The organism is Variovorax sp. GW460-12-1-14-LB1 (assembly GCF_059423605.1).
Window position 1 is genome coordinate 1 of record NZ_JBWKYF010000052.1, and the last position, 20,965, is coordinate 20,965.

Sequence of the window (20,965 nt, forward strand, 5' to 3'; positions counted from 1 at the left end):
CCACCCATGACCTCCGCCGCCTCCACGATTTCAGCCGTCGCGCCGTCCACCGCCGCCGGCAAACTCAAGCTCCTCGTCGTCACCCTGGTCCTCGTGGCCGTGGCCGAACTCATCGGCCCGACGCAGTTCAGCGTCGGCCCCGGCAAGGTGGTGCTGCTGCCGATGCTGTGGGCGCTGCTCATGGCCGCCGCCTGGGGCATCGCGCACCGGCGCGTGCCGGGCGTGGTGCGCGTGGCCACGGCGCAGCAGTCGCTGGCCGGCGGCCTGCTCAACGCGGGCCTGCTGCTGTTCGTGGTGAAGCTAGGTCTTACGGTCGGCGCCGCGCTGCCGCAGGTGAAGCAGGCCGGCTGGGCGCTGCTGTTCCAGGAGTTCGGCCATGCGCTGGGCACCCTGGCGCTGGGCCTGCCGCTGGCGCTGCTGCTGGGCATCAAGCGCGAGGCCGTGGGCGCCACCTTCTCGGTGGGCCGAGAGGGCAACCTCGTGATCATCGGCGAGAAGTACGGCATGGCCTCGCCCGAAGGCCGCGGCGTGCTGGCCGAGTACATCACCGGCACCGTGTTGGGCGCACTCTTCATCGCGGTGCTGGCGGGCTTCATCGCCAGCCTGCACATCTTCGACCCGCGCTCGCTGGCCATGGGCGCCGGCGTGGGCTCGGGCAGCCTGATGGCGGCGGCGCTGGGCGCCATCGCCGCGCAGAGCCCGCCCGAGATGCTGCCGCAGCTCACGGCGATTGCCGCCGCATCGAACCTGCTGACCACCGTGGCCGGCTTCTACTTCACGCTGTTCCTGTCGCTGCCGCTGTGCTCGTGGCTCTACGGCAAGCTGGAGCCGGTACTCGGCCGCTTCTCGAAGCACGGCGCCCAACAGGGCGCCGCCGTGGACGCAGGCGCGAACGTCTCGAGCGCCGACGTGGCCCACGCCGCGCCGACCTCGCTGCGCGACACGCTGCTGGCCTGGCTGGTGGTGGGCGGTGGCGTGCTCATCGGCAATGCCGTGACCTACAAGGTGCCGGTGCTGGTGTCGCTCGAAGGCGTGCTCGCCGTGGTGGCGATTGCCGGCGCCGTCGAAGCCATCAAGCGCTTCGTGCCGCGCCTGCCGATGGTGCTGGTGCTCTCGGTGGTGGCCACCGTGGTCGGCATCCCGGGCCTGTTCCCGTTCTTCGACGCGCTGATCGCGATCACCGCCAAGCTCAACTTCCTGGCCTTCACCACGCCGGTGCTGGCGCTGGCCGGCTTCTCGGTCGCGAAGGACTTGCCCGTGTTCCGCCGCCTCGGCTGGCGCATCGTGGTGGTGTCGCTCACCGCGACGGCCGGCACCTTCCTCGGCGCCACGTTCATCGCCGAGTTCTTCCACTGATTCCATCCCACGAGAGATTCACGCCATGTACCGCGACCCCGAGATTGCCGAAGACACCCGTGCCCGCATGCTCAGCTGGCGCCGCGACATCCACGCCAACCCCGAGACCGCCTTCGAAGAGCACCGCACCGCCAACGTGGTAGCCAACGCGCTGATGCTCATGGGCCTGCCCGTGCACCGCGGCCTGGCCGGCACCGGCGTGGTCGGCACGCTGAAGAACGGCGAGGGCCCCAGCATCGCGCTGCGCGCCGACCTCGACGCGCTCAACATGCAGGAGCTCGGCACGCAGGCGCATGCCTCCAAATGCGTCGGCAAGATGCACGCCTGCGGCCATGACGGCCACACGGCCATGCTGCTGGGCGCGGCCGAGCACCTGTCGCGCCACAAGCCGTTCCAGGGCACGGTGCACTTCGTGTTCCAGCCCGCCGAGGAAAACGAAGGCGGCGGCCGCGTGATGGTGGAAGAGGGCCTGTTCGAGCAGTTCCCGGCCGACGCCGTCTACGGCATGCACAACTTCCCGAGCCTGCCGCGCGGGCGCTTCGCGATCCGCAAGGGCACCATGACGGCCTTTCTCGACACCTTCGAGATCGTCATCACCGGCAAGGGCGCCCACGGCGCCATGCCCGAGACCGGCATCGACTCGGTGGTGATCTCGGCCCAGCTCATCAACACGCTGCAGACCATCGTGAGCCGCCGCACCGGCGCCACCGACGCGGCCGTGGTCAGCGTCACGCAGATCCACGGCGGCGACACCTGGAACGTCATTCCCGAGACCGTGGTGCTGCGCGGCACCGTGCGCACGCTCGACGCCGCCATCCAGGACAAGACCCAGGCGGCGATGCAGCAGATCTGCGACGGCGTGGCCGCCACGCACGGCGCCAAGGTGGCGCTCGAATACCGCCGCGGCTACCCCGGCGTGGTCAACACGCCGGCCGAGACCGATGCGGCCATCGCGGCGGCGGCCAGCCTGGTCGACCTCGAGCAGGTGCACACCGACATCCCGCCGGCCATGGGCTCGGAAGACTTCGCCTTCATGCTGCAAAAGCGCCCCGGCGCCTACATCGGCATCGGCGCGGGCGAGGGCCCGAACGACCCGAACGTGCACAACCCGTACTACGACTTCAACGACAACATCCTGCCGCTCGGTGCGGCCTACTGGGTGGCGCTGGTCAAACAGCAGCTTCCGGTCGCATGATGCGCTGATGCTCTCCGCCTTCGACATCTTCAAGATCGGCATCGGGCCGTCCAGCTCGCACACCGTCGGGCCGATGCGCGCCGCGCTGCTGTTCGCGCAATCACTCGAACGGCGCAGCCTGCTCGCGCAGGTGGCGCGCCTGCACGTCGACCTGTTCGGCTCGCTCGGCGCCACCGGCCACGGCCACGCGACCGACCAGGGCGTGATCCTGGGGCTCTTCGGCGACGCGCCCGACACCGTGCGGCCCGAGACCGTGCAGCCGCGCCTGGACGCGCTGCGCCGCACCGGCCAGCTCGCGCTGCTGGGCACCACGCCCATCGCCTTCGACCGCGTGCGCGACATCGCCTTTCGCGGCGAAGAGTCGCTGCCCGAGCACCCGAACGCGATGCGCTTCACCGCCTTCGCGGCCGACGGCGCCGTGCTGGCCGAAGGCACCTACTTCTCGGTCGGCGGCGGCTTCGTCGTCGAGGGCGGGCAGGCGGTGGCGCAAACGGCCGCCGCCGCGGCGGCCGTGCCGCATCCCTTCACGACCGGCGACGAACTCATGGCGCAGTGCCGCGCGCACGGCATCTCCGTGGCCACGCTGGTGCTGCGCAACGAATGCGTGTGGCGGCCCGAGGCCGAGGTGCGCGCGGGCCTGCTGCGCATCTGGGGCGTGATGCAGCAGTGCGTGCAGCGTGGCTTCGGCATCGACAACCCGCTGGCCGCGCAGGCGCTGCCCGGCCCGCTGCGCATGCGCCGCCGCGCGCCCGAACTGCACCGCGAGCTGCTGGCGCAGGCCGGCGCCGCCGATCCGCTCGCGGCCATGGACTGGGTCAATGCCTTCGCGATGGCGGTGAACGAGGAGAACGCGGCCGGCGGCCGTGTCGTCACCGCGCCCACCAACGGCGCGGCCGGCGTGGTGCCCGCCGTGATGCACTACTACCAGCGCTTCGTGCCGCAGGCCAGCGACGAAGGCATCGTCGACTTCCTGCTCACCGCCGCGGCCATCGGCATGCTCTACAAGACCAATGCCTCCATCTCGGGCGCCGAGGTTGGCTGCCAGGGCGAGGTCGGCGTGGCCTGCTCGATGGCGGCGGGCGCGCTCGCCGCCGTGCTCGGCGCCACGCCCGCGCAGGTCGAGAACGCGGCCGAGATCGGCATGGAGCACAACCTGGGCCTGACCTGCGACCCGGTCGGCGGCATGGTGCAGATCCCGTGCGTGGAGCGCAACGCGATGGGGGCCGTGAAAGCCATCAACGCCTCGCGCATGGCGCTGCGCGGCAACGGCAGCCACTACGTCTCGCTCGACGCCGTGATCCGCACCATGAAGCAGACTGGCGAGGACATGAAGTCCACGTACAAGGAGACCTCGCTGGGGGGGCTTGCGGTGAACGTGGTGGAGTGCTGAGGCAGCAAGGCTGGCGTCGCTGCGTCAGAATGCGAAGCTCGTCGCGCCGGGCCCCGCAGCCCCCAGGTTCCCACGTCGTTTCCAAGGCGCACGACTTTCAGGAGTCGAGATGCCCATGGCCGGTCTTCCGCGCAGTTTCTTGCCCGGCGTGTTGCGCACCGCGCTGTCTGCCGTGCTGCTGCTGTGCGCCGCGCACGCCGTGCCCGCGGCCGGCGTGTTCCCCGCCGCGCAGTGGGCCACCCCGAGCGCGGCTGAACCGAGCCACTGGTCCGAAGCGAAGCTCAAGGTGGCCGATGCGTTTGCCGCATCGATCAAGTCCGACGCCTACCTCGTGATCGACAAGGGCGTGCTCGTGCATGCCTACGGCGACATCGACAAGCCGATGAACCTGGCCTCGGTGCGCAAGAGCGTGCAGAGCGTGCTCTACGGCATTCACGTCGGCCGCGGCGAGATCGACCTGGACCAGACGCTGGGCCAGCTCGGCATCGGCGACAAGGACGGGCTCAGCGACACCGAACGCACGGCCACCGTGCGGCAGCTGCTGCAGCTGCGCTCGGGTGTCTACCATCCGGCCGCCTACGAGACCGCCCAGGCCAAGGCCGAGCGACCGGCCCGGGGCAGCCATGCGCCGGGCGAGTTCTGGTACTACAACAACTGGGACGCCAACGTGCTGGGCACCATCTTCGAACGCCGCACCGGACGCAGCGTCTTCGAGGCGCTGAAGACCGACCTGGCCGAACCGCTGCAGTTCCAGGATTTCCGCTACCCGCAGGACACCGAGTCCCGGCTCGAACGCAGCTCCGAGCACCCGGCCCAGGTGATGCATCTGTCGGCGCGCGACCTGGCCCGCATCGGCCTGCTGATGGCGCGCGACGGCATGTGGCACGACAAGCGGATCGTCCCGGCCGGCTGGGTGACCGAAAGCACCACCTCGTACACGACCGTCGGACCCGGCTGGAGCGGCTATGGCTATCTGTGGTGGGTACCGCTCAAGGGCTTTCCGTTCTGGCAGCGCGGGCCCAATCAGCTGCTCCTGGCCGTGGGTGCCGGCGGCCAGTTCATGATGGTCGATCGCAAGCGCGACCTCGTCGTGGTGCACCGTGTCGACAACAGCAAGGGCTGGTTCCAACGCAGCGAGGTCCGCACCGACCAGTTCGCCGTGCTCGCGGCACACATCCTCGCGGCTGCACCGGTGGCCGCAACCCCTCCCTGAACCCCGAAGGAAAGATGAGGCTCTCATGACCCGCTCCATCGCGCAGAAGCGCGCCGACTTTCGCGCGCTTCATACCCAAGGCTGCTTCGTCATTCCCAACCCCTGGGACACCGGCAGCGCGCGCTACCTCGAAGGCCTGGGCTACCAGGCGCTGGCCACCACCAGCTCGGGCTTCGCGTGGTCGCAGGGCCACGCCGACGGCGCCCTGTCGCGCGACCAGATCCTCGCGCACCTGCGTGAACTCGTGGCCGCCACCGACCTGCCAGTGAATGCCGACTTCGAGAACGGCTTCGCCGCCGACGCGCAGGGCGTGGCCGAGAGCGTGCGCCTCGCGGTCGAGACCGGCGTGGCGGGCCTGTCGATCGAGGATTCGACGGGCAACCCCGACGATCCGCTGTTCCCCATCGACGTCGCGGTCGAGCGCCTGCGCGCCGCGCGCCGGGCCATCGACGCAGCGGGTGGCGACACGCTGCTCGTGGGCCGCGCCGAGAACTTCTTTGCCAACCGCCCCGACCTGGACGACGCCATCGCGCGCCTGCGTGCGTACGCCGAGGCCGGCGCCGACTGCCTCTACGCGCCCGGCATCAAGACGCGCGAGCAGATCGCGGCCGTGGTGGCCGCCGTCGCGCCCAAGCCGGTCAACCTGCTGGTCGGCGCGACCAGCGATCTGACGATGGCGGACATCGCCGCGCTCGGCGTGCGCCGCGTGAGCGTGGGCGGCGGCATGGCGCGCGCGGCCTGGGGCGGCTTCATCCGCGCCGCGCGCACGCTGGCCGAAGAGGGCCGCTTCGACGGCTTTGCCGATGCCACGCCGGGCGCCGAACTGAACGCCTTCTTCCGCCCGTTCGCAGATTAGTTGTCAGCACCGTGGATGCGCTGCTCGCCGACATCCGCGCCTGCCGCGCATGCGAGGCGCACCTGCCGCTCGGGCCGCGCCCGATCGTGCAGGCCAGTGCGAGCGCGCGGCTGCTGATCGTCGGCCAGGCGCCCAGCCTCACGGTGCACCAGACCGGCGTGCCGTGGAACGACAAGAGCGGCGACCAGCTGCGCCGCTGGCTCGGCATCGACCGCGAGCTGTTCTACGACGCGACGCGCATCGCGATCGTGCCCATGGGCTATTGCTACCCGGGCCGAGGCAAGAGCGGCGACCTGCCGCCGCGCAAGGAGTGCGCGCCGCTCTGGCACGACCGCCTGCTGGCACAGATGCCGCACATCGCGCTGACCTTGCTCATCGGCCAGTACGCGCAGCGCCACTTCCTCGGCAAGGCCGCGCGTGGCGGCGTGACGGAAACCGTCGAGGCCTTTGCGGACTACGCACCGCGCTTCGTCCCGCTGCCGCATCCATCGCCGCGCAACACCGCGTGGTTCCAGCACCACCCGTGGTTCGAGCGCGACGTGTTGCCGGTGCTGCGCGAGCGCGTGCAGCAGGCGCTCAGCGCGCCTTTTTCCGAGGGGCCGACGGCCGCCTCGGCGGCTTCGCTTCCAGCACCAGCTCGGCCGGCAGCGCATCGTTCCACGACTCGGTGAAGTAGGCGCGGTCGCTCGGCACCAGCTGCGGCAGCACCTCGCGCAGCAGGCCCAGCGACTGCTCGGCCGCCTTCAGGTCGCCCGCATGCGCCGCGTACCACGCGTGTTCGAACAGCAGGCTGCCCTGTTGCAGCCCGGGGTAGCGGCGTCGCCCGGCCTGGTGGTCGGCCAGCCGCGCCTGCGCCACGTCGACCCAGCGTGCGGGCCAGTTCGCGGTGTCGAAGGCGTCGGCGAGCGGGCCCGCGAGCTTGGAGACCGCGGCCGGGTCGAGCGGCTTCTGTGCGCGGAACTGCGCGAGCGTGGGCTGCGTCTCTGGCTTGCAGTGGCCGCGTGCGATGCGCATCAGGTAGATCGCGTTCCACGCCGAGCGGCCCTGGCCGTCGGTGTGGCCGCACAGCCATTCGCTGAAGGCGATCCACTGCACCGCGCGGCGCGTGGTGTCGGCCCGGTGGCCGTCGTGCGCGAGCGCCGGCAGGTCGCCCAGGCCCACGCGGTCGAACAGCCACGCGGCCATGCCCATGTTGGCCGCCACGTGCTGCGCGGCATCGAAGGAGTGCGACTCGAAGGCCGCGGCCAGCGCTTCGCCGAAGCGCTGCAGCGACTCTTCGGCGAGCGCCGCGGCGGCAGGGCGGTCGTCGGCGGCCAGCGCGAGGGCGCGCGAGCGGCAGGCCAGCGCCCACAGGTTGCACCACTCGAAGCGCACGTCGGGGTGGTGGCGCAGCACCAGCGCGCGCGCCGGGTCTTGCGCCATGCCGCCCAGCAGCGACTGCGCCAGCGGCAGGTCGCGCGCGGTGTAGGCGCACCAGGCCGAGACGATGCACTCCATCGCGCCGAGGTAGTCGTTGCCCGCCACGTGGTGCGCGAGCCGCTGTTTCTTGAGCGCCTGCAGCCGGCGGCGCGCCTGTTCGTTGTCGCCGAGCCGGCGCCACAGCATGGCCTCGTTGAGCGTGACCAGCGCACGCTGGAAGTCGCTCGCGGCCAGCGTGCCGGCCAGGCGGATGGCTTCGAGCGCGCTGCCGTTGCCGTTGCCGCCCGCCACCGGCGACATCAGCCGGCCCTGGCGCGCGGCCTGCTGCGAGGCGACCAGCTGCTTCCAGAAGGCGGCGTCCTGCAGGTGCACGGCGTCGGGCGGCGTGATCGCGCCGGCGGCCTGCGCCTTGCGGGCGCGCAGGCCGAGGAACGACGCCACCTCGGCGGCGGTGGCCGGTCGGTTGTCCACGAGCAGGCGCAGGCGCTTGGCCTGCGCGGCCGGCAGCCAGAACGGGCCCTGGCTGCGCCGCTCGGCGTTGAGAAAACGCGGCTCGCGCTGCAGGTCTTCGCCCCAGCCGACCTCCAGGCCCCAGGCCTTGAAGTCGCGGAACGCGCGGCTCACGACCATGCGCAGCGTGCTGGCGTCGGACACCTCGCCGCGCAGATCGGCCAGCCGCACGACGCCGCTGCCGCCGCCGTGGGCATGGGCGTGCTGCATGCGCACCAGCAGCCACAGCGACTGGAAGGCCGCGCGCCGTCCGTCGACGGACTGCGGCGAGGTGAGTTCGATGGACAGAAGGGCAGGGGAGGCGGTGGAGGGCACGCCCCGGATTGAACCTCAAATCGCCCGCGGCTTCCTGAAGAAACCGCAGGCGGGGTTGGGCGGCTCAGTAGCGGTTGCGGTCGACCAGTTCGGGCACTTCGCTGCGGCCGATGCCCAGGTCGCGCAGGTCGTGGTCGCTCATGCCGGCCAGCAGCAGCACGTCGTCGCGGGCGCGGCGGCGTGTCAAGGCGCGGCGGCGCCAGTCGTGCAGGGCGTGCAGCAGGCGTTGATGAAAAGACGGTGGCTTCGGCGCGGTCACGGTGGGCTCCTGGTAGGGGAGCGCTCATCTTCCGGCGGCGCGTGCTATTGTGGAAGTTGAGATTTCTGACACCTTCAATCAGCATTCCTGATGCGACAGCTCAACCTCGACCAACTGCGCACGCTCATCGCCATTGCCGACCTGGGCACCTTCTCGGCGGCGGCGCAGGCGCTGCACCTGGCGCAGCCCACCGTGAGCCTGCACATCAGCGAGCTCGAATCGCGCCTGGGCGCGCAGCTGGTGGTGCGCGGCAACCGCCGCGTCACGCCCACCGCGGCCGGCGCGGCGCTGGTCGAGCGCGGGCGCAAGCTGCTGCGCGACACCGACGAGGCGGTGGAGGCCGTCAAGCGCCAGGCCGAGGGCCGCACGGGCCGTGTGCGGCTGGGCACCTCCACCGGCGTGGTGGTCGATCTGCTGCCGCAGGTGCTCGAGGCGCTGGGCGTGGGCCATGCGGGCATCGACGTCGAGGTGAGCATCCTCGGCTCGGCCGAGGCGATGGCGCGGCTGGCGGCGGGCACGCTCGACATCGGCCTGGTCGCGATGCCGCAGCCGCCGCAGCGCGAGCTGGTGGTCACGCCGTGGCGCACGCAGCCCATGATGGCCTTCGTGCCGCCGCGCTGGAAGGCGCCCAAGCGCGCCACGCCGGCCTGGCTGGCGACGCAGCCGCTGATCTTCAACGACGCGACCACGCACATGTACCGGCTGTCGATGGAGTGGTTCGCCGCGGCCGGTTTTGCGCCGCGCGCGCGCATCGAACTCAACTACGACGCGGCGATCCGCAGCCTGGTGGCGGCGGGCTATGGCGCGGCGCTGCTGCCGCTGCAGCAGACCACCGACGCGGCGCTCAACGAGCGCATGCAGATCGTGCCGGTCACGCCCAAGCTCACGCGCCGCCTGGGCATCGCGCACCGCCCGCACGCCACGCTCGACGGCGCCACGCAGAGCGTGCTGAAGGTGCTGACGGCGTTCCGCCAGCTCTGAGCGCGTTCAGCCCGGCCCGGGCTTGTGGTTGCGCGTGCCCAGCGAGAGGATCTCGTTGGCGTTGACGATGGCCGCGGCGATGTCTTCCATGGTGGTGCGCTTGCTCATGGCCTGTTCGCGGATCAGGTCGTGGGCCTGGCCTTCGGACACGTCGTGCGTCTTCATGAGGATGCTCTTGGCCTCGGCCAGCTGGCGCACGCCGAGCAGCTTGGCCTCGGTCTTGCGCAGGCGCCGCGCGAGCGAGCGGCTTTCCTTGTGGGCTTCGCGCGCGACCACCAGCGCCGACAGCAGGCCGAACGAGCGCACCGGCGACGGCAGCACGGCCTTGGCGCGGATCTCGAGCACGGCCTCGACGATGGTCGGGTTCTCGTAGGTCACGACGGCGATGACGGCGGGGGCGTCCTCGCTCTGGGTCCATTCGAAGCGCAGGTTGATGAAGTCGGGCTGCACGGCCATGAAGGCCACGTCGATGCCCTCGGGCAGGTGCTGCACGGGCGGCCAGAAGGCCTGCACCTGGCAGCCGATGCGTTGCAGTTGCTGGGTGAGCTGCCGGCCGTCTGCGTCGTCGGGGTGGATCACCGCGATCTTCAGCAGCCGCAGCTCCTTGAGCTGCGGTGGTGTCACCCGCAGGGTGTGTCGCTTGGGGGCTGTGCTGTCCACGGTCAGGTCTCTCGTGGGACGCGTCCTGACGCCTCGCCTGCAACGGGAAGAAAGCAGCGCGACCTCATCCTAGAGCTCCAGCGCATCGAGCCGTGCCGTCCAGTCGCCCAGCGAGTGGGTGACGAGGTACGGGTCTGGGTACACCGGGCGTGTCGCCTGGCGCACGATGGTGAACTGCCCGTGCGCGTCGACGCGGCCGATGCGCGGGTACAGGCAGGTGTGGTGGTTGGTCGGGTCGATCTTCACGCGGCCCTGCGGCGCATCGAACTCGCTGCCCAGGATGTGCGGCAGGATCTCCGCGATGCCGTCCGTGCCCGCCTGCCGGAAGGCGTTGGCGAAGATGTGCATCTGGAAGTACGAGGCCTCCCAGCACAGGTTGGGCACGCAGCCGTCGCCGAAGCGCGCGCGCAGACGCGCCAGGCAGCGCTGGTTGGCGGGCGAATCGATCGACTGGAAATACGGCGCCGCCGTGAAATGGCCCGTGGCCACGCCGGGGCCCATCTGCGAAATCTCGGCCTCCGAGGTGGTGAGGCTCGAGATGGGCATCGTCTTCGGGTCGAAGCCGGCCTCGGCATAGGCGCGGTACAGGCTGGCCGTGGAATCGCCCACCACCGTCGAGAAGATGAAGTCGGGCCGCTTGTCGCGGATGTCGTCCATGATTGCGCGGTAGTCCTTCTCGGTGGCGTCGAGTGCCACGTAGCGCTCGCCGAGCTTTTCGCTGCCGGGGCGCTGCATCACCAGCTCGCCCATGATGCGGTTCGACTCGTAGGGGTAGATGTAGTCGGAGCCGATCAGGTACACGCGCGCGCCGAAGTTCGTGGTCATGAACTCGGCCAGCTGCACGCTGTTCTGGTTGGGCGCCGCGCCGGTGTAGATCACGTTGCCCGAGTACTCGAAACCTTCGTACAGCGTGGGGTAGAACAGCAGCTTGTTCCACTTCTCGATCACCGGGATCACGGCCTTGCGGCTGCTCGACATGTAGCAGCCGAAGAGCACGTTCACGCGGTCCTGCACGATCAGCCGCTCGGCCAGCTGGGCGTAGCGCACGGGGTTCGATTGCGGGTCGTAGCGCACGGCCACGAGTTCGCGGCCGTCGACGCCGCCGGCCGCGTTGATCTCCTCGATGGCCAGCAGCGCGCCCTGCAGCTGCGACAGGCCGATGGTCGAGGTGACGCCGGTCTCGGAATACAGAATGCCGACGCGAAGAGGGTCCCTGTCAGCCACTGGGGTGTCTCCTGGATGTGTGGGCCCTCATTGTGTGCTCCTCCCTGGCTTTCTTCATGCGGTCGGTCAATGGGCGGCGGCCAGCCGCGTGCTCATGCGGGCCAGCCGCGCGGGCAGGCTGCGCGCGTCGTCTGCGACGCAATAGTTGCGCCAGCCGAAGATGCGCCGCACGTACGCGTCGGCCGCGCTGTCCACCGCGATGCAGGCGCTGCGCACGCCGGCGTCGCGCGCCTCGGCCACGGCCTGGCGGGCGTCTTCGATCAGGTACTTCGGGTCATGCACGTCGATGTCCGAGGGCGCGCCGTCGGTCACCAGCAGGATCGCGCGCGGCCCCGCCGGCTCGGCCTGCAGGTGCGAGGCCGCATGGCGCAGCGCGGCGCCCATGCGCGTCGAGTAGCGCCCGCGCACCGCGCCGATCATCGCGCGCGAGGGCGCGGCCAGCGGCTGGCCGAACTCGAGCAGGCGGTAGTAGTACACCTCGGCGCGCGTGTTCGACGAGAAGCCATGGATGGCGAGCCGGTCGATGCCGCGCGCGTTCGAGGCGGCGAGCAGCAGCGCGGCCTGCTTCTCCAGATCGAGCAACGACACGGCGCCATCGCCGTGGCCTGGGTCGTTGGCCGACTCCGAGAGGTCGAGCAGCACCAGCACGCTCGACGGGCGCGGTCCCTTGCCCGGACGCATGAACAGCCGCGCATCGGGCCGCAGGCGCAGGCGGCGATCGACCAGCACCTCGATGGCCGCGTTGAGGTCGATGTCGTCGCCTTCCCACTGCCGGCGCAGGCGGTGCGTGCGGTCGAGGTGGCGTGCGCGGGGCAGGGCGAGCGGCACGATGCGCTCATGGCCCGCCGCTCCCGAAGTGCCCGCCGCGCCCAGGCCCTGCCACGCGGGCAGCTTCTCGATCACCGTGCACCAGTCGGGGCGCAGGCGCTCCTGCGTGCGGTCCCATTCGGGGTAGGTGTAGCGGCCGAGTTCCATGTCGGCGATGCCTTCGGGTGGTGCGTCGTTGCCTTCGTTCGATGCATCGGAAGGTGGCGGTGGCCGCACGCCGGTCTGCTGCAGCGCGATGGCGTCGTCGGGCGGCGTCTCGGCCTCGCCGAAATCCCACAGGTAGCTGTTGTCGTCGCGCCAGGGCGCGGGCACGGCGTAGTCCTGCGGCTCGAAGCGCACGCGCATCTGGCCCAGGTCGTTGGCGAGGATCGAGGCGACGGCGCGGAAGGCGTCGTAGTCCTCCAGCCCCGCGCGCGCGACGGTCTCGTCGAACAGGCGGCGCGCCTTGTTCACCCAGTGGTTGTCGTCGGGCGCATCGGCGCGCAGCAGCACGCGGTCCATGCGCGCGACCAGCGCGGCAAAACGCAGGTCGAGCGGATCGGGCGCGGGCGGCAGCGCGGCGACGAACCAGCCGTGCAGGCCGGGAAAGTCACGGCACAGCAGCCGCTCGACGCGCGCATCTTCCAGGGCCGAGACCACCGCGATGCCCATGGGCTTGAGCGTGCGCGCCGGTCGCGCAGGCGTCGAGTGGCGCAGGTGCGCGACCGCATGCGCGACCATCGCGCGGTGCAGGCGCACGGCCTCGTCGCCCTCGGGCAGCAGCAGCCGGCGGCCCGCGAGCACCGCGCGTGCGCCGGCCAGCGGCTGCACGTCGACATCGACGCCGGCCAGCCCGCGCGCCAGCAGCGAGAGGGCGCCGTGCCCGTCTTTCATCCGAACTGCGCCTCGACAAAGCCCTGCAGCGCGCTCGCCATGTCGGGGTCGTCGGTGAGGGCGCGCGTCATCGTCATGTCGCAGCTGTCGCGCGGCGACACGCCGTCGCGGATCAGCACGCCCGCGTAGATCAGCATGCGCGTCGACACGCCCTCGTCGAGCCCGCGGTGCTTGAGCTCGCGCGAGCAGTGCGCAATGGCGACCAGCTTCGCGGCGAGCCCGGGGTCGACACCGGCCTCGTGCGCGACGATCTGTGCTTCGAGCGCGCTGTCGGGGTAGTCGAACTCCAGCGCCGCGAAGCGCTGGCGCGTCGAGGGTTTCATGTCCTTGGCGCTGCTCTGGTAGCCGGGGTTGTACGACACCACCAGCTGGAAGTCGGGGTGCGCGTGCACCAGCTCGCCCTTCTTGTCCAGCGGCAGGATGCGGCGCGCGTCGGTCAGCGGGTGGATCACCACGGTGGTGTCCTGTCGCGCCTCCACCACCTCGTCGAGGTAGCAGATGCCGCCGTGGCGCACCGCGAGCGTCAGCGGCCCGTCGTGCCATGCCGTGCCGTTCGCGTCGAGCAGGTAGCGGCCCACGAGGTCCGACGCCGTCATGTCCTCGTTGCAGGCCAGCGTGACCAGCGGACGCCCGAGCGACCACGCCATGTGCTCCACGAAGCGCGTCTTGCCGCAGCCCGTCGGGCCCTTGAGGATCAGCGGCATGCGGTGGCGGTACGCGTGCCGGTACAGCGCCACCTCGTGGCCTGCGGGCCGGTAGAAGGGCTCGGTCTCGATGCGGTAGGCGGCGAGCGGATCGTGCACGGGAGCGCTCATGGCGTGGCGAGCAGTTCCTGCAGGGCGTTGTCGATGAAGCGGGTGTCGACCGGGCTGCTGCCGCCGCCCGCGAAGTGGCCCCACACGCCGGGGATCGGGCGGCACTCGGCGTTCGGCATGTGCGACACCTCCCATGCGTTGTCGGCCACGGGAAAGTACAGGTCGCGCTCGGCCGGCATCACGATCGCGCGCGCCCGGATGGCGCCCAGCGCCTTCTTGAAGTCGCCCTTGAACACCGGGTTGTCGCTGATGTCGCCGTGCTGCCAGGACCACAGCATCGCGAGCAGGTTGTTGGCGTCCTTCTTCAGGAAGAAGCCTTCCCAGTAGCCGACGAGGAAATCTTCGAGCGAGCTGAAGCCCAGCTCGCGCCACAGCTGCTGCATGTAGAAGGGCTGCGACAGGCCCCAGCCCGCGTACACGCGGCCCACCGCGCGCAGCCCCGTGGTCGGCGGCGTGGTGTACCAGCCGCCGTTCCAGGCGGCGTCGGCCGTGAGCGCGGCCTTCACGCCTTCGAGGAACACGATGTTGTGCGGCGCCGTCTTCGCCGAGCCGCAGAAGGGTGCGATGCGCTTCACCATCTCGGGGTAGAGGCATCCCCACTGGTTGGTCTGCTGCGCACCCATCGACCAGCCCACCACCAGCGCGAGCTGTTCGATGCCGAACTGCTCGGTCACCAGCCGGTGCTGCAGCGTCACGTTGTCGTACAGCGTGACGTTCGGAAAGCGCGCCAGGTTGTAGGGCTCGGGCGTGTTGCTCGGCGAGGACGAGAGGCCGTTGCCCAGCATGTTGGGCACGATGATGAAGTACTTCGCCGGGTCCAGCGCCATGCCGGGGCCGATGAGCCATTCGTTGTCGGTGTGCTGGCCCGAGTACCAGGTCGGATAGACGATGGCGTTGCTCTTCTGTGCGTTGAGCGTGCCGTAGGTCTTGTAGGCGAGCTTCGCGCCGCGCAGGGTGGCCCCCCGCTGCAGCGCGACATCGCCGAGTTCGAAGATGTCGTGGTCCATGGGGCGGCGCTTCAGCGGTGCTTGGCCGGTTCGTTCGGGATGCCTTCGATCGGGCACTCGGGCGTGCCGACGGTGGTGCGCGTGAACGACTCCACCCTCTCGCGCGTGCCCTCGGGGTCGTTGATCCACTGCGTGTAGAAGTTGTAGGGGCAGGTCGCCACGCCCTTGTCGCCGTCGCCCGAGTTGATGGTGCCGGTGTAGCCGCGGTGCACGAGCTTGAACAGGTGGTTCTGCGACTGGCCGTTCTTGCGCGCGTCGCGGATCAGGCCCATCGACAGCTCGGCGTAGTTGATGCCCATCTCTTCCTCGCCGCATTCGCCGAGCGTGCGGCCGTCGAAGCCGATGAGCGCCGAGTGGCCGAAGTACGAGTACACGCCGTCGAAGCCGGCCGCGTTGGCCACCGCCACGTAGGTGTTGTTCATGAAGGCCATGGCCTTGGAGACCATGATCTGCTGCTCCTTGGCCGGGTACATGTAGCCCTGGCAGCGGATGATGAGCTCGGCGCCGCGCATCGCGCAGTCGCGCCAGATCTCGGGGTAGTTGCCGTCGTCGCAGATGATCAGGCTCATCTTCATGCCCTTGGGGCCTTCGCTCACGTAGGTGCAGTCGCCCGGGTACCAGCCCTCGATGGGCACCCACGGCATGATCTTGCGGTACTTCTGGACGATCTCGCCCTGGTTGTTCATGAGGATCAGCGTGTTGTAGGGCGCCTTGTTCGGGTGCTCCTCGTGGCGCTCGCCGGTGAGCGAGAACACGCCCCACACGTTGGCGCGCCGGCACGCGTCCGCGAAGATCGCGGTCTCCTCGCCGGGGATGGCCGACGCGGTGTCGTACATCTCCTTGGCGTCGTACATGATCCCGTGCGTGGAGTACTCGGGAAAGATCACCAGGTCCATGCCGGGCAGGCCTTTCTTCATGCCGACCAGCATCTCGCCGATCTTGCGTGCGTTGTCCAGCACCTCGGCCTTGGTGTGCAGGCGGGGCATCTTGTAGTTGACGACCGCGACGCCGACGCAATCGTTGCTGCTCGAAATATCACCATGTCTCATGACGCTGCTCCTGAAGGGGTGGTTGAAGAAAAAGAGGAAGGGCTACACGGTCAGAAAAGATCGGACCTTGTCCTGGTCGAGGCTCGCGCGCGCTTCGTCGTGCACGATGCGGCCCCGGTCGATGACGAGAAAGCGGTCGGCCAGGTCGAGCGCAAAGCTCAGCACCTGCTCCGACACCACGACGGCGAAGCCGCGCTCGGCGCGCAGCACGTTCAGCGTCTGCGCGATCTCCTTGATGATCGAAGGCTGGATGCCCTCGGTGGGTTCGTCGAGGATCAGTACCTTCGGCTCCGAGATGAGCGCGCGCGCAATCGCCAGCATCTGCTGCTGGCCGCCCGAGAGGTTGCCGGCCTTGCGCTGCTTCATGTCCTTGAGCACGGGGAAGAAGGTGTAGAGGTACTCGGGCACCGTGCGGTGGCCCGACCTCGCGGCGCCCGACAGGATGTTCTGCTCCACCGTGAGGAACGGGAACACCATGCGCCCCTGCGGCACGAAGGCCAGGCCCTGCGCCACGCGCTGGTAGCTGGGCAGCTTCGTGAGCTCGGCGCCGCCAAGGCGGATGTGGCCGCCGCGCGCGGGCAAGAGGCCGATGAGCGACTTCAGCAGCGTGGTCTTGCCCATGCCGTTGCGGCCCATGATGGCGACCGCCTCGTCGGGCGCGACGCGCAGCGACACATCGCGGATGACGTGCGATTCGCCATACGCCACGTTGAGATCGGAGACTTCAAGCATCTGGGTTTCTCCTTCTTCTCAATGGCCGAGGTACACGTCGATCACGCGCGGGTCGGCCTGCACTTCGGCCGCCGTGCCTTCGCTCAGCAACTTGCCCTGGTGCAGCACCGTGACGCGGTGCGCGATGCGCTTGACGAAGTCCATGTCGTGCTCGATCACGACCACTGACTTGCCCGCCGAAATGCGCCGCAGCAGGTCGCCGGTCTGTTCGCGCTCGCGCGGGCTCATGCCGGCCACGGGCTCGTCGAGCAGCAGCAGTTCGGGCTCCTGCATCAGCAGCATCCCGATTTCGAGCCACTGCTTCTGCCCGTGGCTGAGCTGCCCGGCGCGGTGGCCCAGGCGATCGGCCAGGAAGACCTGCTCGGCCATCGCGTCGATGCGCGCGCGCACGGCGGGCGTGCGGCGAAAGGTGAGCGACTGCAGCAGGCCGTGCATGCGCGGCAGCGAGATCTCGAAGTTCTCCAGCACCGTGAGGTCTTCGTACACCGAGGGCGTCTGGAACTTGCGGCCCACGCCGGCGCGCACGATCTCGTACTCGTTCAGGCGGCCGAGGTCCTGGCCGTTGAACAGCACGCGGCCCGCGCTGGGCTTGGTCTTGCCGCACACCATGTCCAGCAGCGTGGTCTTGCCGGCACCGTTCGGGCCGATGATCACGCGCAGCTCGTTGCGCTCGACCGAGAGGCTGAGCCCGTCCACGGCCTTGAAGCCGTCGAAGGACACGGTGAGGTCCTCGATGCGCAGGATCTGCTCGCTCGACGGCGGCACCGCCGAGGCGGCCTGCGGCAGCCCGCCGTTGGGCATCGTCATCGTGGCGTTCATGGCGCCACCTCTGCGGTACGGCGGCGCACGAGCTTCTCGCCCAGGCCCGCGAGCCCGTTCGGCATCGCCCACACCACGAGGATGAACACCGCGCCCAGCACGTACAGCCAGCCCTCGGGAAAGGTCTCCGACAGGTACGACTTGAGGAAACCGATGAGCAGCGCGCCGATCACCGCGCCCGGAATCGACAGCCGTCCGCCGACTGCCGCGTAGATCACCATCTCGACCGAGGCCACGACGCCGATCACGCCCGGCGCGATCAACCCCACCTGCAGGCTGTAGAACGCACCGCCGATGGCCGAGAGCACCGCTGCCACCGCGAACACGAAGGCCTTCATGTGCGCCGTGTTGTAGCCGCTGAAGCGCACGCGGTCTTCCTTGTCGCGGATGGCGATCAGCAGCTTGCCGAAGCGGCTGCGCACGATGGCGAGCGACACCATCATCACGAGCGCAATGGCCGCGACCTCGACGAAGTACATCGTGCGCCTGGCCTCGTCGGTGGCGATGTCCCAGCCCAGCAGCGTGCGGAAGTCGGTGATGCCGTTGGCGCCGCCGGTGTCGCCCTGCTGGCCGACCACCACCACCGTGAGCGTGAGCGCCAGCGACAGCGTGACGATCGCGAAGTACACGCCGCTCACGCGCCGCTTGAAGATCGCGTACGAGAACACGTAGGCCAGCACGGCGGGGATCACGAGGATGCCCACCACCGTCCAGCCCAGCGAGTGGAAGGGCTGCCACCACGCGGGCAGCTGCTCGACGCTGCTCCACACCATGAAGTCCGGCAGCTCGGGCGCCGAGGCCTCGAGCTTGAGGAACATGGCCATCATGTAGCCGCCCAGGCCGAAGAACATGCCCTGGCCCAGGCTCAGCACGCCGCCGTAGCCCCAGGTGAGCACCACGCCCACCGCGACGAACGCGAAGGCCAGGTACTTGCTCACGAGGTTGAGGCGGAACGCATCGAGCGTGAGCGGCAGCACCACCGCCAGCAGCACCAGCACGGCGAGCAGGGCGCCGATGTCGCGCTTGCGTTGAGGAGAAAGACCGTGCATGCCTCAGCTCCTCGCGCGCGTGGCGAACAGGCCGTTGGGCCGGAAGTACAGCACCGCGATCACCAGCAGCAGGATCGTGGCCTTGGCCATCGAGCCGCTCATGAGGTACTCGAGCCAGGTCTGCGACTGCGCGATGGCAAAGCCCGAGAGCGCGGTGCCGATGAGGCTCTGCACGCCGCCGAACACCACCACGATGAACGAATCGACGATGTACAGCTGGCCCGTGCCGGGGTTGGTCGAGCCGATCATCGTGAACACCGCGCCCGCGATGCCCGCCAGGCCCGAGCCCAGCGCGAAGGTCATCGCGTCGACGCGGTGCGTGTCGATGCCCACCGCGCCGGCGATGGCGCGGTTCTGCGTCACCGCGCGCACCTTCAGCCCCCAGGGCGTGCGGTACAGCAGCAGGTACACGCCGACCGCCACCAGGGCCGTGAGCCCGACGATGAAGATGCGGTTCAGCGGCAGCTGGATGCCCGCCGTCGGCTCCCACGCCCCCGCCAGCCACGAGGCCAGCGGCACGCTCACTTCCTGCGCGCCGAAGATGGAGCGGTAGGCCTGCTGCAGCATGAGGCTCAGGCCCCAGGTGGCCAGCAGGGTATCCAGCGGCCGGTCGTAGAAGAAGCGGATGAAGCCCCGCTCCAGCACATAGCCGAACGCGAAGGTCACGGCGAACGCGAACGGAATCGCGGCGAACAGGTACAGGTCCATGAAGCCCGGTGCGTAGTGCGCGAAGAAGCGCGCCGCCAGGTAGGTCATGTAGGCGCCCAGCGCCATCAGCTCGCCGTGCGCCATGTTGATGACGCCCATCAGGCCGAACACGATGGCCAGCCCGATGGCCATGAGCAGCAGGATGGTGAACAGGCTCACGCCGTTGAACACCTGCATCACCGCGATGTCGAAGTTCATCGCGTTCAGACCTTCGGGAAAGGGTTGGGCTCGACCAGCTGCGGCGATTCCCACACGATGTCGAACTGCCCGTCGGGCCGCGCACGGCCCACGCGCACCTTCTTCCACACGTGGTGGTTGGTGGCGTGGATGCGCACCGTGCCCTCGGGCGCCTCGATCTCCACGCCCGCGGCGGCGGCCGTGACCTTGTCGACGTCGAAGGACTTGGCCTTTTCCACCGCCAGCTTCCACAGGTAGACGCTGTTGTAGGCCACCTCCATCGGGTCGCCGATCACGCGGTCCTGCCCGTACTTGGCCTTGAAGGCCTTCACGAACTTCTCGTTGGCCGGCGACTTGATGCTCTGGAAGTAGCCCATGCAGGCGTAGTAGCCGGCGGCGTTGTCGCGGCCGATGCCGTCGATCTCGTTCTCGGACACCACGGTGGACAGCAGCACCTGCTTGGCGCCGTCCAGGCCCGCCGCGCGCAGCTGCTTGTAGAAGGCCACGTTGGAGCCGCCCACCACGGTGCTGTAGATGCAGTCGGGCTTGGCGGCCTTGATCTTGTTGATGATCGACGAGAACTCGGTGTGGCCCAGCGGTGCGTACTCTTCGCCGAGCACCTTGCCGCCGGCCTTGGCGATGGCGGGCTTGGCGATCTTGTTGCAGGTGCGTGGGTAGATGTAGTCGGAGCCGACGAGGAAGAAGTTCTTGCCCTTCTCGCGCGCCATCCATTCCACGGCCGCAATCACCGACTGCGTGGCTTCCTGCGAGGGGTAGAACACGCGCTTGTCCTGCTCCTGGCCTTCGTAGTAGGTCGGGTAGAACAGCAGGCCCTTGGCCTGGTTGAGCACCGGCAGCAGCGCCTTGCGCGAGGCCGAGGTGTAGCAACCGATGATGGCCGCCACCTTGTCGCGCTCCAGCAGCTTGCGCGCCTTCTCGGCGAACACCGAGTTCTCGCTCGCGCCGTCTTCGACCACGGCCTCGATCTTCTTGCCCATCACGCCGCCGGCGGCGTTGATCTCCTCGATGGCCAGCTTCTCGGCATCGACCAGCGAAGCCTCGGCGATGGCGATGGTGCCCGAGAGCGAATGCAGCAGGCCGAGCTTCACGGTGGCGCCGTCCTGCGCGCGGGCCAGGCCGGCCACGCCGCCGGCGGCGCCCAGCACGATCATCGAGCCGCCGGTCTTCACGATCTGGCGGCGGTTGAAAGCGTTCGTCATGTCAAATTCCTTTGCTTTGGTTTTGTGCGAGTCATCAGGAACATCCGACCTTCGGAACCGCGTGGTGGGTGTCTCCTCCCGCCGCGCGGCCCCTGCAAACGAGCGCTGTGCTGCCAGTGCTTTTTCTTCGGGCAAAGCTGCGCCACCGGATGGCGCGCATCCGTTTTGAAAAGGCGTTGTTGCGACCGAAAAAACAAAAAAGCCCGAACCGGTGGTGAAACCGATTCGGGCTTAATTGCCCGACACCTCGCTGGCAGCACTGGCAGCGGGCGTCGTATGACTGGGAACGATTGCTCGTTGGGGCGGATTC

The 20,965-nt window shown here is 69.4% G+C and carries 20 protein-coding genes; 7 read left to right on the forward strand and 13 right to left on the reverse strand.

The annotated features are described in order from the left end of the window. From AC07Y4_RS22940 to AC07Y4_RS22965, 6 genes are all read left to right on the forward strand, one after another. Positions 1-1,356: DUF3100 domain-containing protein (locus tag AC07Y4_RS22940; RefSeq protein WP_495275181.1), on the forward strand; the 1,356-nt coding region annotated here is incomplete at its 5' end. A gap of 25 nt (positions 1,357-1,381) precedes the next feature. Continuing rightward, positions 1,382-2,551 carry a M20 aminoacylase family protein gene (locus tag AC07Y4_RS22945; protein ID WP_487850423.1) on the forward strand — a complete coding sequence of 390 codons (1,170 nt, stop codon included), beginning with the start codon at positions 1,382-1,384 and terminating at the stop codon, positions 2,549-2,551. A 4-nt stretch (positions 2,552-2,555) separates the two neighbouring features. Further along, entirely contained in the window at positions 2,556-3,941 is a 1,386-nt protein-coding gene (locus tag AC07Y4_RS22950; protein WP_487850455.1) for an L-serine ammonia-lyase, read from the forward strand. Between the two features lie 115 nt (positions 3,942-4,056). Further along, positions 4,057-5,154, forward strand: coding sequence for a serine hydrolase domain-containing protein (locus AC07Y4_RS22955; protein ID WP_487850424.1), 1,098 nt, complete (start codon positions 4,057-4,059; stop codon positions 5,152-5,154). Between the two features lie 25 nt (positions 5,155-5,179). After that, positions 5,180-6,010: an isocitrate lyase/PEP mutase family protein gene (locus tag AC07Y4_RS22960; RefSeq protein WP_487850425.1), complete on the forward strand. Its 831-nt coding sequence runs from the start codon at positions 5,180-5,182 to the stop codon at positions 6,008-6,010. Positions 6,011-6,021: 11 nt separating this feature from the next. Further along, positions 6,022-6,681, forward strand: a complete 660-nt coding sequence (locus AC07Y4_RS22965) for a uracil-DNA glycosylase family protein (protein ID WP_487850426.1) — start codon at positions 6,022-6,024, stop codon at positions 6,679-6,681. Here the strand turns inward: AC07Y4_RS22965 and AC07Y4_RS22970 are convergent. Together AC07Y4_RS22970 and AC07Y4_RS22975 are read right to left on the reverse strand one after the other, a co-directional pair. Then, the gene (locus AC07Y4_RS22970) at positions 6,587-8,254 is read right to left on the reverse strand and encodes a hypothetical protein (RefSeq protein ID WP_487850427.1); all 1,668 of its coding nucleotides are present in this window, start codon (positions 8,252-8,254) and stop codon (positions 6,587-6,589) included. The genes AC07Y4_RS22965 and AC07Y4_RS22970 overlap by 95 nt on opposite strands. Positions 8,255-8,318: 64 nt before the next feature. After that, complete coding sequence (locus tag AC07Y4_RS22975) at positions 8,319-8,513, reverse strand: YjiS-like domain-containing protein (protein ID WP_487850428.1); 195 nt, start codon at positions 8,511-8,513, stop codon at positions 8,319-8,321. A gap of 90 nt (positions 8,514-8,603) precedes the next feature. On the opposite strand from AC07Y4_RS22975, the gene AC07Y4_RS22980 reads away from it, so the two are divergent. Further along, complete coding sequence (locus tag AC07Y4_RS22980; RefSeq protein ID WP_095948497.1) at positions 8,604-9,494, forward strand: LysR family transcriptional regulator; 891 nt, start codon at positions 8,604-8,606, stop codon at positions 9,492-9,494. A gap of 6 nt (positions 9,495-9,500) precedes the next feature. Here the strand turns inward: AC07Y4_RS22980 and AC07Y4_RS22985 are convergent, their stop codons facing one another. The 11 genes from AC07Y4_RS22985 to urtA form a co-directional block, all read right to left on the reverse strand. Further along, positions 9,501-10,154, reverse strand: a complete 654-nt coding sequence (locus tag AC07Y4_RS22985) for an ANTAR domain-containing response regulator (protein ID WP_487850430.1) — start codon at positions 10,152-10,154, stop codon at positions 9,501-9,503. Between the two features lie 69 nt (positions 10,155-10,223). Beyond that, positions 10,224-11,378: a transporter substrate-binding domain-containing protein gene (locus AC07Y4_RS22990; protein ID WP_062470403.1), complete on the reverse strand. Its 1,155-nt coding sequence runs from the start codon at positions 11,376-11,378 to the stop codon at positions 10,224-10,226. Positions 11,379-11,444: 66 nt separating this feature from the next. Continuing rightward, complete coding sequence (locus AC07Y4_RS22995) at positions 11,445-13,079, reverse strand: nitric oxide reductase activation protein NorD (protein ID WP_487850431.1); 1,635 nt, start codon at positions 13,077-13,079, stop codon at positions 11,445-11,447. Further along, positions 13,076-13,894 (reverse strand): CbbQ/NirQ/NorQ/GpvN family protein, encoded by an 819-nt coding sequence (locus AC07Y4_RS23000; protein WP_495275182.1) that lies wholly within the window; start codon positions 13,892-13,894, stop codon positions 13,076-13,078. Before AC07Y4_RS23000 ends, AC07Y4_RS22995 begins: the two co-directional genes overlap by 4 nt. Then, the gene (locus AC07Y4_RS23005) at positions 13,891-14,901 is read right to left on the reverse strand and encodes an alpha/beta fold hydrolase (RefSeq protein WP_487850433.1); all 1,011 of its coding nucleotides are present in this window, start codon (positions 14,899-14,901) and stop codon (positions 13,891-13,893) included. Before AC07Y4_RS23005 ends, AC07Y4_RS23000 begins: the two co-directional genes overlap by 4 nt. Positions 14,902-14,912: 11 nt before the next feature. Further along, the gene (locus AC07Y4_RS23010; RefSeq protein ID WP_487850434.1) at positions 14,913-15,950 is read right to left on the reverse strand and encodes an aliphatic amidase; all 1,038 of its coding nucleotides are present in this window, start codon (positions 15,948-15,950) and stop codon (positions 14,913-14,915) included. 42 nt (positions 15,951-15,992) lie between these two features. Next, positions 15,993-16,682, reverse strand: a complete 690-nt coding sequence (gene urtE / locus AC07Y4_RS23015; protein WP_487850435.1) for an urea ABC transporter ATP-binding subunit UrtE — start codon at positions 16,680-16,682, stop codon at positions 15,993-15,995. An 18-nt stretch (positions 16,683-16,700) separates the two neighbouring features. Continuing rightward, complete coding sequence (gene urtD, locus AC07Y4_RS23020) at positions 16,701-17,483, reverse strand: urea ABC transporter ATP-binding protein UrtD (RefSeq protein ID WP_070061447.1); 783 nt, start codon at positions 17,481-17,483, stop codon at positions 16,701-16,703. Positions 17,484-17,497: 14 nt separating this feature from the next. Beyond that, a complete protein-coding gene (gene urtC, locus AC07Y4_RS23025; protein ID WP_487850436.1) occupies positions 17,498-18,550 on the reverse strand; it encodes an urea ABC transporter permease subunit UrtC in 1,053 nt (350 codons plus the stop codon). Positions 18,551-18,553: 3 nt separating this feature from the next. Beyond that, the gene (gene urtB / locus AC07Y4_RS23030) at positions 18,554-19,456 is read right to left on the reverse strand and encodes an urea ABC transporter permease subunit UrtB (RefSeq protein ID WP_354346163.1); all 903 of its coding nucleotides are present in this window, start codon (positions 19,454-19,456) and stop codon (positions 18,554-18,556) included. Between the two features lie 5 nt (positions 19,457-19,461). Beyond that, the gene (urtA, locus tag AC07Y4_RS23035; RefSeq protein WP_487850437.1) at positions 19,462-20,655 is read right to left on the reverse strand and encodes an urea ABC transporter substrate-binding protein; all 1,194 of its coding nucleotides are present in this window, start codon (positions 20,653-20,655) and stop codon (positions 19,462-19,464) included. Positions 20,656-20,965 lie beyond the last annotated feature (310 nt).

Bases quoted from the DNA above. Each gene is read 5' to 3' on its own strand.
- AC07Y4_RS22945 (WP_487850423.1), top strand. From the start codon at position 1,382: ATGTACCGCGACCCCGAGATTGCCGAAGACACCCGTGCCCGCATGCTC.
- AC07Y4_RS22955 (WP_487850424.1), top strand. From the start codon at position 4,057: ATGGCCGGTCTTCCGCGCAGTTTCTTGCCCGGCGTGTTGCGCACCGCG.
- AC07Y4_RS22960 (WP_487850425.1), top strand. From the start codon at position 5,180: ATGACCCGCTCCATCGCGCAGAAGCGCGCCGACTTTCGCGCGCTTCAT.
- AC07Y4_RS22980 (WP_095948497.1), top strand. From the start codon at position 8,604: ATGCGACAGCTCAACCTCGACCAACTGCGCACGCTCATCGCCATTGCC.
- AC07Y4_RS22995 (WP_487850431.1), bottom strand. From the start codon at position 13,079: ATGAAAGACGGGCACGGCGCCCTCTCGCTGCTGGCGCGCGGGCTGGCC.
- AC07Y4_RS23000 (WP_495275182.1), bottom strand. From the start codon at position 13,894: ATGAGCGCTCCCGTGCACGATCCGCTCGCCGCCTACCGCATCGAGACC.
- AC07Y4_RS23005 (WP_487850433.1), bottom strand. From the start codon at position 14,901: ATGGACCACGACATCTTCGAACTCGGCGATGTCGCGCTGCAGCGGGGG.
- AC07Y4_RS23010 (WP_487850434.1), bottom strand. From the start codon at position 15,950: ATGAGACATGGTGATATTTCGAGCAGCAACGATTGCGTCGGCGTCGCG.
- urtE (WP_487850435.1), bottom strand. From the start codon at position 16,682: ATGCTTGAAGTCTCCGATCTCAACGTGGCGTATGGCGAATCGCACGTC.
- urtD (WP_070061447.1), bottom strand. From the start codon at position 17,483: ATGCCCAACGGCGGGCTGCCGCAGGCCGCCTCGGCGGTGCCGCCGTCG.
- urtC (WP_487850436.1), bottom strand. From the start codon at position 18,550: ATGCACGGTCTTTCTCCTCAACGCAAGCGCGACATCGGCGCCCTGCTC.
- urtB (WP_354346163.1), bottom strand. From the start codon at position 19,456: ATGAACTTCGACATCGCGGTGATGCAGGTGTTCAACGGCGTGAGCCTG.
- urtA (WP_487850437.1), bottom strand. From the start codon at position 20,655: ATGACGAACGCTTTCAACCGCCGCCAGATCGTGAAGACCGGCGGCTCG.